The sequence below is a fragment of the Actinomadura livida genome (assembly GCF_014648675.1).
Taxonomy (GTDB): domain Bacteria; phylum Actinomycetota; class Actinomycetes; order Streptosporangiales; family Streptosporangiaceae; genus Spirillospora; species Spirillospora livida.
On sequence record NZ_BMRO01000007.1, the window covers coordinates 41,136 to 53,932 of the forward strand.

The window sequence follows — 12,797 nt, forward strand, 5'->3', positions numbered from 1 at the left end:
GCAGCACGACTCACAGGGGGAACCGCCGCCATGCCCATCGAGACCCGCTTGCACGGTGCCGGCGGCACCGTGTCGCAGACGGCGGTCGACCTCGACGCCGAGGTCGTCGCCGTCCCCGTCGGGCCGGGGCCGGTCGCGCCGGCGACCGAAGCGGCGGAGTCGCTGCCGTTCACGCTGGACGAGCTGCTCGCGCTCCACGACGCCAAGGGCGAGCCGGGCGAGATCACGTCCGCCCAGGTCCGCCTCGGCGACCGGGTGCGGGAGCTGCTGCTGTACGGGGTGGGCCACGCGGCCCCGGCCGACCTGCGCAAGGCCGGCGCCGCACTGGCCCGCCGCGGCAAGGGCCGGACCGCGCTGGCCGCGGCCGCGCCGGCCGGCGTCTCCGCCGCCGCCCTGGCCGCCTTCGCCGAGGGCGCGCTGCTCGCCTGCTACGAATTCAAGATCGGGAAGCCGCCTGCGAAGAAGGCGGTCGGCACGCTCGCCGTCGTCACCGAGGCGGGGCCGGTGGCCGACGCCCCGGCGATCGAGCTGGGCGCCACCCGCGCCCGGGCCACCGCGCTGGCCCGCGACCTCGCCAACACCCCGTCCCGCGAGAAGGACCCGTCCTGGCTCGCAGGGGAGGCCGAGCGGGTCGCCGCCGAGACCGGTCTCACCGTCCGCGTGCGCGGTGAGAAGGAACTCGTCGACGAGGGGTTCGGCGGCCTGGTGGCCGTGGGGGGCGGGTCGTCGCGCCCGCCCCGCCTGATCGAGCTGTCCTACGACCCGCGAGGCGCCGAGGGTGCTCCCGAGCGGCATGTCGTCCTGGTGGGCAAGGGCATCACGTTCGACACCGGCGGGCTGTCGCTCAAGCCCAACGAGGGCATGAAGACGATGAAGACCGACATGGCGGGCGGCGCGGCGGTCATCGCCGTGCTCAGCGCGCTGCGCGGTCTCGGCGTCCGCGCCCGCGTGACCGGCCTGATCGCCGCCGCGGAGAACATGCCGTCCGGGTCGTCCATGCGGCCCGGGGACGTCATCACCCACTACGGCGGGAAGACGTCGGAGGTGCTGAACACCGACGCCGAGGGACGCCTCGTCCTGGCGGACGCCCTCGCCTACGCGGACGCCGTGCTCGACCCCGACGTGGTCGTGGACGTGGCGACGCTGACCGGCGCGGCCAAGGTCGCGCTGGGCCTGCGGCATGCGGCGCTGTTCTCCACCGACGACGAGCTCGCCGCGGCGCTCACGAGCGCGGGGACGGCCGCCGGGGACCCGGTGTGGCGGCTGCCGCTCGTCGCCGACTACCGCGCCGCCATCGACTCCGACGTCGCCGACATCAACAACATCGGCCGCGGCGGCTACGGCGGCGGCTCCATCACGGCGGCGCTGTTCCTGCGCGAGTTCGTCGGCGAGCGCCCCTGGGCGCACCTGGACATCGCCGGCCCCGGCCGCGCCACCTCCGACGACGCCGAGATCACCCGCGGCGCGACGGGCTTCGGCACCCGCCTCCTGCTCGACTGGCTGACCGCCTGACGGCCTCCCGCGCGGGGTGACCGCGCCGGAGTCACTTCGTGCGGCGGTCGATCACCGGGACGCGGTGGCGCGCCCTTGCCTCCTTGACGATCCGCGGGAGGTTCGCGTCCCAGTTCCGCTCGACCGCGAAGCACCACTGGACGGCCTCGGCCGTGACCGGCACGTCCCGCATGGTCATCGCCACCAGCTGCGGCCGTCCGGAGGTGCGGGCCATCTCGACGAGTTCCGGGGTGCGGAGGAACACGACGTAGTCCAGCTCGCCCCGGCGGGTGCCGTCGAGGCCGCGCCGCAGGGCCGCGATCGCCTGGACGTCCGCCCAGGGCAGCGTCTTCCCGGCGCGGCGGGGCAGCGGCCAGCGCGCGGTGCGGCGCACGCCGTCCGCGTCCAGTTCCAGCACGGGGCGGCGCGCCGCCATCTGCCCGGCCGACAGGAACAGCCCCGTGCCGAACAGCGCGAGCCCGGCGAAGCCGAAGATCGAGAACATGACGCCGCCGAGGGTGGCGCCGCCCGTCACGCCGCCCGCGACGAACGCGGCCGACGCGGCGAGCAGGATCAGGGACGCGACGAGCAGCCAGACGTCCCGCCACGTCACCCTGACCCGGACGGCGAACGGCTCGCCCGCACCGGCGCGGGCCCCCCCGCCTTCTTCGGAGAGGCTCTCCTCATGCGCGGCTTCGTCAGGCGCGGCTTCGTCGGGGGCGGCTGCGTCAGAAGTGGCCTTGCCGGGGGCGGCTTCCATCGGGGGTCAGCCGCTCTTCACCGCGCACAGCAGGCCGTCGCCCACCGGGAGCAGCATCGGGACGAGGCGCTCGTCGTCGCGGACCATCCGGTGCACCTCGCGGATCGCCTCGGTGTCGGGGTCGCGCCGGTTCGGGTCGGCGACCCGGTCGTGCCACAGCGCGTTGTCGAACGCGACCACGCCGCCCGGCCGCAGCAGCCGCAGCGCGGCGGTCAGGTACTCGGGGTACTCGCGCTTCTGCGCGTCGCAGAACACCAGGTCGTAGGCGCCGTCGGTGAGCCGCGGCAGCACCTCCAGCGCCGGCCCGGTGATCATCCGGGTGCGGAAGGAGCCGAGGCCGGCCTCCAGGTACGCCTGCTTCGCCATCCGCTGGTGCTCGGGGTCGATGTCGACGCTCGTCAGCACCGCGTCCTTCGGCATCCCCCGCATCAGCCAGATGCCGGACACGCCGCAGCCGGAGCCGACCTCCACGACCGTCCGGGCGCCGAGCAGCGTCGCGAGGAAGCGCAGCGCGGACCCGGCGGCCGCGCCGATCGGCACGGCGCCGACCTCCTCGCCGCGGCGCCTGGCGTTCAGGAGCGACTCGTCTTCGGGGAGGTAATCCTCCACATAGGCCCGGGTGGCCTGAACGGCGTCGATGGCTGCCTCCTCGCGGGACCCCCGCCTGGGTCATGCTGGAAAGACCATATCGCTGACAGGGAACCAACTGGAGTTTCAGCGCGTTGTAACGGCGGAAGGAATCCGCTCACGAGCGGGTTGAACCCACGAGTACCGAGTCGGTATAGACCGCCCCAGCCCAGGCGAGACCGTGCCGTTCCAAGGCGAGACCTTGGCTCACGAGAGAGGAACAGCCCGGCACCATGGGAGTCGCAGCACTCAGTTTCAGAAGCGCTGTGGGGGTCGGCCCCAGACAAGGGGTGGGCAGTGGCACGAGCGCTCGCGAGAACGCCCCCGAGGCGGAATGGGCTCCGCCGTCCTGGGACGAGGTCGTCCGCGATCATTCCGCCCGCGTCTACCGGCTCGCCTACCGGCTGACCGGCAACCAGCACGACGCGGAAGACCTCACGCAGGAGGTCTTCGTCCGCGTGTTCCGTTCCTTGTCGAACTACACGCCGGGCACGTTCGAGGGCTGGCTGCACCGGATCACCACGAACCTGTTCCTCGACATGGCGCGGCGCCGCCAGCGCATCCGCTTCGAGGGCCTCGGCGACGACGCCGCCGAACGCCTCCAGGGCCGCGAGCCGACCCCGGCGCAGGCGTTCGACGACACCAACTTCGACGCCGACGTGCAGGAGGCGCTCGACGCGCTGGCACCGGAGTACCGGGCCGCCGTCGTGCTGTGCGACATCGAGGGACTGTCCTACGAGGAGATCTCCGCGACACTCGGCGTCAAGCTCGGCACCGTGCGCAGCCGCATCCACCGGGGGCGGGCGCAGCTGCGCGGGGCGCTGGAGCACCGCGCGCCGACCCGCCGCAGGCCCGGCACCAGGAACGAGTACCAGGCGCTGCAGGCGATGGAGACCGCGGAGCACGAGGAGACTACGGGGGGCGTGCACCTGGCGGGCGGCGTTCGGCCGCAGCCCGAGGGCGTGTAAGTGTAACTCTAGATCCAGGTCCGAGTCTGGCTTTGCCTACCGCGCGCGGGACGGGACCGCGCGCCCGATGGAACGGAACGACGGAGGCGGCGTGAGTTGTCTGGGGGAGCGTCTGACCGCTCTGGTCGACGGTGAGCTGGGGCACGAGGAGCGCGACCGCGTCCTCGCCCACCTCGCGGGCTGCGCCCAGTGCAAGGACGAGGTCACCGCGCTGCGCCTGCTCAAGGGGCGGCTGCGCGGCCTGTCGGACGCCCCGCTCGCCGACGAGACCGGCGGCCTCCCGTCCGACGACTTCCTGACCCGCCTGCGCTCCCTCGCCGCTTACGCCGATCCCGCCGACGACTCTCCGCACGCACCTCCGCCCGGCCCGCCCGCGCGGCACTCCGCCCGGCCGGTCCGGCCGTCCGCACGTCCCGTGCGGGCCCGGCCCGCCGCGCGTGCGCACGGCGGCCGCCCCGGGCACGCGGCGGTCCTGCCCGCCCAGCCGCGGCGCCGCTACCTCGTCCTCGGCGCCGCCACCCTGTTCATCGGGCTCGGCACCGCGTCCTACGCCGCCGGCGGGCGGCAGGAGGCGCCGAGCGTCACGCCCGCCTTCGACCGCTTCGCCGTCGAGCACGCGCTGACCGCCGGCGACGCGCCGCTGACCGACCCGCTCACCGACCCGTCCTCGCGGGTCCCGGTCGCTCCGGGGCCGTGAGCGCGAGGGCCGTGCTCGGCCGGGGACGGCGCCGCTCCGTGCTCGCCTGCGGTCTCGCGGGGGCTCTCGCGCTGGCCGCGGCGCTCGCGGGCGAACCCGCCGCGGCACGGGACGTCCGCAGCGACCCGCGCGCCGTGGCGCTGCTGCGCGCCGCCGCCGACGCCGCGAGCCGCGTCCCGTACCAGGGCAGGCGGTTCCTCACGACGGCGAGCCGCAGCCGCTCCATGACGTCCCGGGTGTCGGTCGCCCACACCCCCGGCGACGGCATCCGCTACCGGTCGGGGACCGCCCAGCGGGGCTACCGGCCCGAGTCCGCCGCCGGGGACACGACCGGCTTCACCCCGGAGACGCTCGCCCTGCTGACCCGCAACTACTCGGTGGTCCGCGCCGAGGACTCCGCGGTCTGCGGCAGGCGCGCCCGCGTCGTCGAGGCCCGCCGCGCGGACGGCAGCCCCGCCGGGCGCTTCTGGATCGACGCCGAGACCGGGCTGATGCTGCACCGCGAGCTGATCGACGCCACCGGGCGCGCCGTCGTGATGACCGGCTTCACCGAGATCAGCTTCACCGAGCCGCCGCCGGAGCCCGCGGTGCTCGACGGTCCCCGCAACGGGCTCGCGCGGTTCCCCGGGCGCGGCGGGACCCGGTCCGGCGGCGAGGAGGCCGCCGCCCAGTGGGGCGACGAACTGGACCGTGCCGACCTCGACGGGCTGCGCGAGCTCGGCTGGCCCGTCCCCGACGACCTGCCGGGGCGGCTCACCCTCCACGACGCCCGCCGCGACGCGGGCGGCGGCACCGTCCACCTCAGCTACTCCGACGGCCTCGCCGCCGTCTCGGTGTTCGTCCAGCCCGGCAGGCTGGACGAGGCGGCCATGGACGGCTGGCAGAAGACCGTCAGGCGCGGCCGGACGGTGTACCGTGCCGGTTCGCTGCGGCACTGGGCCGTCTCGGCGGACGACGGCTACGTGGTCACGGTGCTGACCGACGCCCCGCAGAGCACGGCCGAGGCGGTCGCGGCGCACCTGCCCAGGGAGGCCGACCCCTTCTGGTCGCGGCTGTCGCGCGGCGCCCGCAGGCTCACCGCCGCGGCCAACCCGTTCGACTGAACGAGATGATCACTTATGGGCGAGCGTATCGACAGAAGGTCTTATGCTCCTCACATGCCGTTGCGGGCACGATGAGCACGGATGAACAGGACCATGCTCGGTAGGAGAGATGGGGATGACGGAAGACAACCGCGGGCCGGTCAGGGCACCGGCGGAGGACGACGGCCTCGTCCCCGGCCAGGAACCTGAGCGGCGGGAGGCGGCGGCTCCGCCCGAGACGGTGACCGACCGGGAGATCCCCCAGGAGCAGCCTGCGGACGACCCCGAACCCGAGGCGCGCTCCGAGACCGGTGCCGCCGAGGGCGCAACCGACGACGCCGACGAGCCCGAGTCCGGCGACCGCCTCGTGGCGGGCGGGTTCGCGCCGCCGGACTCGTCGTTCGGGCCCCCGGACACCAGCGAGGACGTCCTGTCCCGGCCCGGACCGGCCGCCGACATGGGGCCGCAGGAGGTGCCGCTGCAGGACGCGTCGCCGAGCGACATGCCGCAGCCCCCGCCGCCGGTCCAGCTCGGCAAGCCCGTCGCGGACGAGGACCGCCCGCGCCCGGGGTTCGTGCCCCACCACCATGACCCGCGGGCCGCCCAGCACGGGCAGCAGCCCTACGGCGGCTGGCCGCACCAGAACCCGCAGGGCCCGCCGCCCGCGCCCATGGGCCCGCCGCCCGCGCCGATGGGCCCGCCGCCCGGCGGCGGCCCCCGCCCCATGGCCGGCTACGGGACACCGCCCGGCGGCGGCCCGAACTGGGCGCCGGTCCCCGCCCCGCCGTCCTCCTCGCGGAGCGGCCCGGGCCTCGGGCTCCTCGCCGTCATCGCGGTGATCGTCGCGCTGGTGGCCGGGGCGCTCGGCGCCGGGATCGGCGTCGTCGCCACCGGCGGCGACGACGGCGGCTCGATCAGCCTCGGGGGCGGCAACGGCAGCAGCGGCGGCGAGGTGCAGGCCCGCCCGCCGGACTCCGTCGCCGGTGTGGCGCAGCGCGTCCTGCCGAGCGTCGTGATGATCCGCGTGGAGTCGTCGCAGGGCGAGGTCGGCGGCACCGGCTTCATCGTCAACGGCGGCTACATCATCACGAACAACCACGTCGTCGCCGGCGCCGGCGGCAGCGCGATCGAGATCGTCTTCAACGACAAGAAGACGCTGCCCGCCACCGTCAAGGGCGCCGACCCCAGCTCGGACGTCGCCGTCCTCCAGCCGGAGGGCGCGCACTCGCTGCCCGCGCTCACCGTCGGCGACTCCAGCAAGATCGCCGTCGGCGACCCGGTGATCGCGATCGGCTCACCGCTCGGCCTCCAGGGCTCGGTCACCACCGGCATCGTCAGCTCGCTGAACCGCGCCGTGCCCACCCGCGGCGAAGGCGGCGACGCGTCCTTCCTCAACGCCATCCAGACGGACGCGGCGATCAACCCGGGCAACTCCGGCGGACCGCTCGTGGACGCCAAGGGCCGCGTGATCGGCATCAACACCGCCATCGCCACCCTCGGCGGCGGATCGGGCCTCGGCGAGCAGCAGAGCGGCAGCATCGGCCTCGGCTTCGCGATCCCCATCAACCAGGGCAAGCGGGTCGCCGAGGAGATCATCCGCACCGGCAGCGTCCGGCAGGCCAAGCTCGGCGTCCTCCCCGACCCCCGCTACCAGGAGGGCGGCGCGCGGATCATGCCGGAGGCCGTCAACGGGCAGGAGCCGGTGACCCGGAACGGCCCCGCCGACAAGGCCGGTCTCAAGCCCGGCGACGTGATCACCCGCATCGACGACAAGCCCATCGAGGACGCCACCGACCTCATCGCGCAGATCCGCAGCCGCGCCCCCGGCGACCGCATCACGGTCACCTACCAGCGCGACGGCCGGGAAAGCACCGTCGAGGTCACCCTGGGCTCCGACTAGGCAAAACCGAACGGTTCCCCGGCCGGCCACGCGCCGGGGAAATGCCGGGGGTCCGGTTCGTCCGGGCTCGGGATACGCTTGGGGGGCCGGTCCGCCGCAGGGCCGGTCCCCTTCGCTGCATGGAGGACGGGTTGTTCGACGTCGGAGTCGGTGAGATGGCGATGCTCGCCGTGCTCGCCCTGGTCATCTTCGGGGACAAACTGCCTCAGGTCGCCGGCCAGGCCGGCCGCATGCTGCGCCAGTTCCGCCAGATGGCCAACAACGCCAAGGCGGACCTGCAGGAGGGCCTCGGCCCCGAGTTCAAAGACTTCGACATCAACGACCTCAACCCGAAGACGTTCGTCCGCAAACACCTCCTGGAGGACGACGACACCCCCCTGAACAGCAAGGGCGGAGTCTTCGACGACGAACTCTCCTACGCCAAGGCCCCCGACGACCGCCTCGACCACGGCGAACGCCCGCCGTTCGACGTCGAGGCTACATAGTTGGGGGGCGACCCCCCAATCCCCCCGTCACGAGCCGGTCGATCCTCACGCCACCTGTGCGGTCTGTCTTGACCGTGCGGGGCGTGCGGGTGTCGCTGCGGTCGCCCGGCTCGGCGGGTCGTGCGACTTCCGCTCGCTGCACTCGCTCCAGCCGCACGACCCGTGGGTGATCATGCACGTCGGACCCCACCTGCGGGTCCACTCCAAGTCCCTCACACACGCGGGCAGCCACGCGTGTCGTCAGCATTGCCAGACGTGGGTGCCCGCGTGTTGCCCAGGGGGTCGCCCCCCTGGGCTGGCAGAGTTACCTCTTCTTGGGGGAGATGCCTAGGGACATGCCTGCTAGGCCTCGGCTTCGGCCTGCCAGGGTGTCGGCGATTGTGCGGAGTTCCTTGGCTGCGCCGGCATCCGGGTCGGAGAGGACCAGGGGGTCGCCCTGGTCGCTGCCCTCGCGGAGGCGGGGGTCTATCTGGACCTGGCCGAGGAGGGGGACGCGGGTGCCCAGGGTCTTCGTCAGGGCGTCCGCCACCGTCTGGCCGCCGCCCTCGCCGAAGATGTACTGGCGCTCGCCGCAGTGCGGGCAGGACAGGTACGACATGTTCTCGATGACGCCGACGACCTGCTGGTGGGTCTGGGCGGCGATCGCGCCGGCGCGTTCGGCGACCTCCGCGGCCGCCTGCTGCGGGGTGGTGACGACGAGGATCTCCGCGGACGGCAGCAGCTGCGCGACGGAGATCGCGATGTCGCCGGTGCCGGGCGGGAGGTCCATCAGGAGGATGTCGAGGTCGCCCCAGTAGACGTCCGCGAGGAACTGCTGGAGGGCGCGGTGCAGCATCGGGCCGCGCCACACGACCGGCTGGTTCCCGGCGGTGAACATGCCCACCGAGATGACCTTCACGCCGTGCGACGACGGCGGCATGATCATGTCCTGGACCTTGGTGGGCGAGGTCTCGACGCCGAGCATGCGCGGGACGGAGTGGCCGTAGATGTCGGCGTCCACGACGCCGACCTTGCGGCCCTGCGCGGCGAGCGCGGCGGCCAGGTTGACCGTCACCGACGACTTGCCGACGCCGCCCTTGCCGCTCGCGACCGCGTAGACCTTGGTCAGCGAGCCGGGCCGGGCGAAGGGGATCTCCTTGGCGGGCTCGCCGCCGCGCAGCTTGGTCTGCAGGTCCTTGCGCTGCTCCTCGCTCATCACGTCGAGCTCGACGTGCACCGAGGCGACGCCTTCGAGTTTGGAGACGGCCTCCGTGACGTTCTTGGTGATGGTGTCCTTCATCGGACATCCGGCCACGGTCAGGTAGATGCCGACGCGGACGGCGCCGTCCGCGCCGATGTCGACGCTCTTGACCATGTCGAGCTCGGTGATGGGCTTGCGGATCTCAGGATCGTTCACGGTTGCAAGCGCCGCGGTCACCTGCTCGGTCGTCAACTGGGAGGCCATGGGTCCATGGTACGAACCCGAAGCAAAACCGAGGTATCCGGGTGGCCGTCCTCACAGTCCCCGCGCGCCGCCGTAACATCGGTGCGTGACCACCAGCACCGTCTCGTCCGCCGAATTGCTCGTCTGGCGCACGATGCTCCGAGCCCAGGCGCGGATCTCCCGCCGTGTGCAAGCCGATCTGCTGGCCCGCCACGACCTCGCGGTCGGCTCCTATGAGGTGCTCATGCACCTCGGCGAGGCCGGGCGGCTCCGCATGAACGACCTCGCCGACCGCGTCCTGCTGTCCCGCAGCGGCCTGACCCGGCTCGTCGACCGGCTGGAGCGGGAGGGGCTGGTCACCCGGCAGACGTGCCCGAGCGACGCGCGCGGCCTGTACGCGGACCTGACGGCCGCCGGGCGGGCCAGGCTCGACGAGGCCACCCCCACCTACCGGCAGGGCGTCCGGGACTACGTGCTGAGCCGCCTGGACGAGCCCGATCTGCGCGCCCTGCAGGAGATCCTGGCCAAGCTCGCCGACTAGGCGGCGCTGTCCTTGGCGTCCAGCTCCTTCATGACCTGCTGGAGTTCCGAGCGCAGGAAATCGCGGGTGACGACCTCGCTCAGCGCCACCCGCAGCCCGGCGATCTCCCGCGTCAGGTACTCGGTGTCGGCGATGGTGCGCTCGCTGCGCGACCGGTCCTGCTCGTACTGGACGCGGTCCCGGTCGTCCTGCCGGTTCTGCGCGAGCAGGATCAGCGGCGCCGCGTAGGACGCCTGGATCGACAGGATCAGCGTCAGGAAGATGAACGGGTACGGGTCGAACCGCAGGGACGAGGGCGCGAGCATGTTCCACGCCATCCACACCATGATGAACACGGTCAGGTAGACGAGGAACCTGGCCGTCCCGAGGAACCGCGCGATCCGCTCGGACAGCCGCCCGAAGGACTCCGGATCGTAGTGCGGCACGAAGGTCCGGCGGATCTCCCGCGGCTGGTCCAGGCGGGCGGTCATCTGGCGTGTCGTCATCACATCTTCCCCCGGAGAGCCTCTTCCTCGGGATCCGCCGACTCCTCCGCGCCGGCGTCCATCAGCGACTCGCGCCAGTCCAGCGGCAGCAGATGGTCGAGGACGTCGTCGATGGTCACCGCGCCGAGCAGGTGGCCGTTCTCGTCCACGACGGCGCCCGCGACGAGGTTGTAGGTGGCAAGGAACATCGCGACGGCCTCCAGCGACATGGTGGGCCGCAGCTGGTCGAGCTCGGTGTCCACGATCCCGGCGACGAGCGTCGGCGGCGGCTCCCGGAGGAGCTTCTGGAAGTGGACCGTCCCCAGGTACTGCCCGGTCGGCGTCGCGGTCGGCGGCCGGCACACGTACACCTGCGCGGCCAGCGCCGGGTTCAGGTCGGGCCGCCGGATCAGCGCGAGCGCCTCGGCGACCGTCGCGTCCGGCGCGACGATCACCGGGTCGGTCGTCATCAGGCCGCCGGCCGAGTAGTCCTCGTAGGTCAGCAGCCGCCGGACGGGCGCGGCCTCCCGCGGCTCCATCAGCGTCAGCAGCTGCTCCCGCTGCTCGGTCGGCAGGTCCCCGAGCAGGTCGGCGGCGTCGTCGGGGCCCATGGCCTCCAGGACGCGGGCGGCCCGGTTCACGCCGAGCTTGCCGAGGATCTCGATCTGGTCGTCCTCGGGCAGCTCCTCCAGGACGTCCGCGAGCCGCTCGTCGTCGAGCGCCAAGGCGACCTCGGTCCGCCGCTTCTCCGGCAGCTCGTGGACGACGTTCGCCAGGTCGGCGGGCTTCATCCCCTCGAACGCGGCGATCAGCGCCGCGGCGCCCTGCCCGTGCTCGACGGCGGAGAAGCCCTCCACGGCGTCCCAGTCCACCACGATGGTCTCGCCGCGCTTGCGGAGCCCGCGGCCCCTCCTCCGCCGGACGGCCACCTTGCCGATGATCCAGTCCCTGGTGCGGGTCGGCTCCATCGCGACGTCGACGACCGAGACGGGGTCGCCGCCGTCCCGGTACCGGACCGTGCGGTCCAGCAGCTCGGCGATGACCAGCGTCTCCGACTCGCGCTTGCTGAACCGCCGCACGTTCAGCCGCCCGTCGAACACGACCGCGTCCGCCTCGATGACCGTCACCCGCGTGATCGGCAGGAACACGGTCCGCCGCGAGGCGACCTCCACCACCAGGCCCAGCACCCGCGGCGGGCTCGGTGCGAGCCGCAGCGCCACCACCACGTCCCGGACCCTGCCGACCTGGTCACCGGCCGGGTCGAACACCGCGACGCCCGCGAGCCGGGCGATGAAGACGCGTGATGGAGCTCCGCTCATGGCGAGGACATTACCCATGATCTCCTTCCTGATCCGGGAGCGGACGGACGTATCGGACGCCCACGGGAGGGACATCTCACGTTTCCCTGGCACGGGGGGAACGTCCCCCCGCATGAAAGGGTGGAACCATGAGGGACGCGTTCGAGGACCCCTTCGAGGAACACCGCAACCTGCTGTTCGCCGTCGCGTACCGGATGCTGGGCACCGCGGCCGACGCTGAGGACGCCGTCCAGGACGCGTGGATCCGCTGGTCCTCGAAGGACCGCTCGGACGTCGCCGAACCCAAGGCGTACCTCATCCGGATCACCACCAACGTGGCGCTGGACCGGCTGCGCTCGGCGCAGGCGCGGCGCGAGACCTACGTCGGCCCGTGGCTGCCCGAGCCGATGCTGACCTCCCCGGACATCGCCGACAACGCCGAGCTCTCCGAATCGGTGTCGATGGCGATGCTCGTCGTGCTGGAGACGCTGAGCCCCCTCGAACGGGCCGTGTTCGTCCTCAAGGAGGTGTTCGGCTACCCGTACGCGGAGATCGCCGGCGCGCTCGACCGGTCGGAGGCGTCCGTGCGGCAGCTCGGCTCCCGCGCGCGCAGGCACGTGGAGGCGCGGCGCACCCGCTTCGAGGCGGGCGGCGGCGAGCGGCGCAAGGTCACCGAGCGGTTCTTCGACGCGGTCCTCGGCGGCGACATCAACCGGCTCATGGAGGCCCTCGCCCCGGACGTGGCGCTGTGGACGGACGGCGGCGGCAAGGTCCGGGCGGCGCGGCGCGTCATCCGCGGCGCGGAGAAGGTCGGCCGCTGGCTCACCGGGATCAACGGCCAGCCCTACGCGGGCGTCGACCCCGCCGACATGCGGGTGCGGCGCGTCCACCTCAACGGCGAACCGGCCCTCATCGTGGACGGCCCCGACGGCCCGATCAGCACCGTCACCGCCGAGGTCGACGGCGACGGCCGGGTCCGGGCCGTGCACCTGGTCGCCAACCCCGACAAGCTCCGCGCGGTGGCCGAAGGCCGCCGGCTCCCGGCGTGACGCGCCGCCGGC

At 73.3% G+C, this 12,797-nt stretch carries 13 protein-coding genes; 8 read left to right on the top strand and 5 right to left on the bottom strand.

Annotated features, from left to right (window positions below; translation table 11 throughout):
- The first annotated feature begins 30 nt into the window (after nt 1–30).
- Entirely contained in the window at nt 31–1,512 is a 1,482-nt protein-coding gene (locus IEZ03_RS17660) for a leucyl aminopeptidase (RefSeq protein WP_184881535.1), read from the top strand.
- A 31-nt stretch (nt 1,513–1,543) separates the two neighbouring features.
- Here the strand turns inward: IEZ03_RS17660 and IEZ03_RS17665 are convergent, their stop codons facing one another.
- Together IEZ03_RS17665 and IEZ03_RS17670 are read right to left on the bottom strand one after the other, a co-directional pair.
- Nucleotides 1,544–2,251 (bottom strand): hypothetical protein, encoded by a 708-nt coding sequence (locus tag IEZ03_RS17665; protein ID WP_229808364.1) that lies wholly within the window; start codon nt 2,249–2,251, stop codon nt 1,544–1,546.
- Nucleotides 2,252–2,257: 6 nt separating this feature from the next.
- Complete coding sequence (locus IEZ03_RS17670) at nt 2,258–2,860, bottom strand: O-methyltransferase (protein ID WP_184881537.1); 603 nt, start codon at nt 2,858–2,860, stop codon at nt 2,258–2,260.
- A gap of 308 nt (nt 2,861–3,168) precedes the next feature.
- On the opposite strand from IEZ03_RS17670, the gene sigE reads away from it, so the two are divergent.
- The 5 genes from sigE (at nt 3,169) to IEZ03_RS17695 (ending at nt 8,010) form a co-directional block, all read left to right on the top strand.
- Nucleotides 3,169–3,846: an RNA polymerase sigma factor SigE gene (gene sigE / locus IEZ03_RS17675; protein ID WP_373293637.1), complete on the top strand. Its 678-nt coding sequence runs from the start codon at nt 3,169–3,171 to the stop codon at nt 3,844–3,846.
- A 91-nt stretch (nt 3,847–3,937) separates the two neighbouring features.
- Nucleotides 3,938–4,543, top strand: a complete 606-nt coding sequence (locus IEZ03_RS17680) for an anti-sigma factor family protein (RefSeq protein ID WP_229808365.1) — start codon at nt 3,938–3,940, stop codon at nt 4,541–4,543.
- Complete coding sequence (locus IEZ03_RS17685) at nt 4,540–5,646, top strand: MucB/RseB C-terminal domain-containing protein (RefSeq protein ID WP_184881541.1); 1,107 nt, start codon at nt 4,540–4,542, stop codon at nt 5,644–5,646. The genes IEZ03_RS17680 and IEZ03_RS17685 overlap by 4 nt, the downstream gene beginning before the upstream one ends.
- Before the next feature lie 115 nt (nt 5,647–5,761).
- On the top strand, nt 5,762–7,525 hold the full coding sequence (locus tag IEZ03_RS17690) for a trypsin-like peptidase domain-containing protein (RefSeq protein WP_184881543.1): 1,764 nt from the start codon (nt 5,762–5,764) through the stop codon (nt 7,523–7,525).
- 131 nt (nt 7,526–7,656) lie between these two features.
- Nucleotides 7,657–8,010, top strand: coding sequence for a sec-independent translocase (locus IEZ03_RS17695; RefSeq protein WP_132050540.1), 354 nt, complete (start codon nt 7,657–7,659; stop codon nt 8,008–8,010).
- Nucleotides 8,011–8,314: 304 nt separating this feature from the next.
- Here the strand turns inward: IEZ03_RS17695 and IEZ03_RS17700 are convergent, their stop codons facing one another.
- The gene (locus tag IEZ03_RS17700; protein WP_184881545.1) at nt 8,315–9,454 is read right to left on the bottom strand and encodes an Mrp/NBP35 family ATP-binding protein; all 1,140 of its coding nucleotides are present in this window, start codon (nt 9,452–9,454) and stop codon (nt 8,315–8,317) included.
- Nucleotides 9,455–9,539: 85 nt separating this feature from the next.
- Here IEZ03_RS17700 and IEZ03_RS17705 point away from each other — a divergent pair, with 85 nt between their 5' ends.
- A complete protein-coding gene (locus tag IEZ03_RS17705) occupies nt 9,540–9,974 on the top strand; it encodes a MarR family winged helix-turn-helix transcriptional regulator (protein WP_229808366.1) in 435 nt (144 codons plus the stop codon).
- Here IEZ03_RS17705 and IEZ03_RS17710 read toward each other — a convergent pair.
- Both IEZ03_RS17710 and IEZ03_RS17715 read right to left on the bottom strand, forming a co-directional pair.
- Nucleotides 9,971–10,459 carry a DUF1003 domain-containing protein gene (locus IEZ03_RS17710; protein ID WP_229808367.1) on the bottom strand — a complete coding sequence of 163 codons (489 nt, stop codon included), beginning with the start codon at nt 10,457–10,459 and terminating at the stop codon, nt 9,971–9,973. The two genes, IEZ03_RS17705 and IEZ03_RS17710, sit on opposite strands and share 4 nt — an antisense overlap.
- Nucleotides 10,459–11,757, bottom strand: coding sequence for a magnesium transporter MgtE N-terminal domain-containing protein (locus IEZ03_RS17715; protein WP_184881547.1), 1,299 nt, complete (start codon nt 11,755–11,757; stop codon nt 10,459–10,461). Before IEZ03_RS17715 ends, IEZ03_RS17710 begins: the two co-directional genes overlap by 1 nt.
- A 128-nt stretch (nt 11,758–11,885) precedes the next feature.
- Here IEZ03_RS17715 and IEZ03_RS17720 point away from each other — a divergent pair, with 128 nt between their 5' ends.
- Nucleotides 11,886–12,785, top strand: a complete 900-nt coding sequence (locus tag IEZ03_RS17720; RefSeq protein WP_184881549.1) for an RNA polymerase sigma-70 factor — start codon at nt 11,886–11,888, stop codon at nt 12,783–12,785.
- The last annotated feature ends 12 nt before the right edge of the window (nt 12,786–12,797 follow it).

What these genes read in the sequence shown, in the direction of transcription:
- IEZ03_RS17660 (WP_184881535.1), top strand. Translation starts at nt 31, where the DNA reads ATGCCCATCGAGACCCGCTTGCACGGTGCCGGCGGCACCGTGTCGCAG.
- IEZ03_RS17665 (WP_229808364.1), bottom strand. Translation starts at nt 2,251, where the DNA reads ATGGAAGCCGCCCCCGGCAAGGCCACTTCTGACGCAGCCGCCCCCGAC.
- IEZ03_RS17690 (WP_184881543.1), top strand. Translation starts at nt 5,762, where the DNA reads ATGACGGAAGACAACCGCGGGCCGGTCAGGGCACCGGCGGAGGACGAC.
- IEZ03_RS17700 (WP_184881545.1), bottom strand. Translation starts at nt 9,454, where the DNA reads ATGGCCTCCCAGTTGACGACCGAGCAGGTGACCGCGGCGCTTGCAACC.
- IEZ03_RS17710 (WP_229808367.1), bottom strand. Translation starts at nt 10,459, where the DNA reads ATGACGACACGCCAGATGACCGCCCGCCTGGACCAGCCGCGGGAGATC.
- IEZ03_RS17715 (WP_184881547.1), bottom strand. Translation starts at nt 11,757, where the DNA reads ATGAGCGGAGCTCCATCACGCGTCTTCATCGCCCGGCTCGCGGGCGTC.
- IEZ03_RS17720 (WP_184881549.1), top strand. Translation starts at nt 11,886, where the DNA reads ATGAGGGACGCGTTCGAGGACCCCTTCGAGGAACACCGCAACCTGCTG.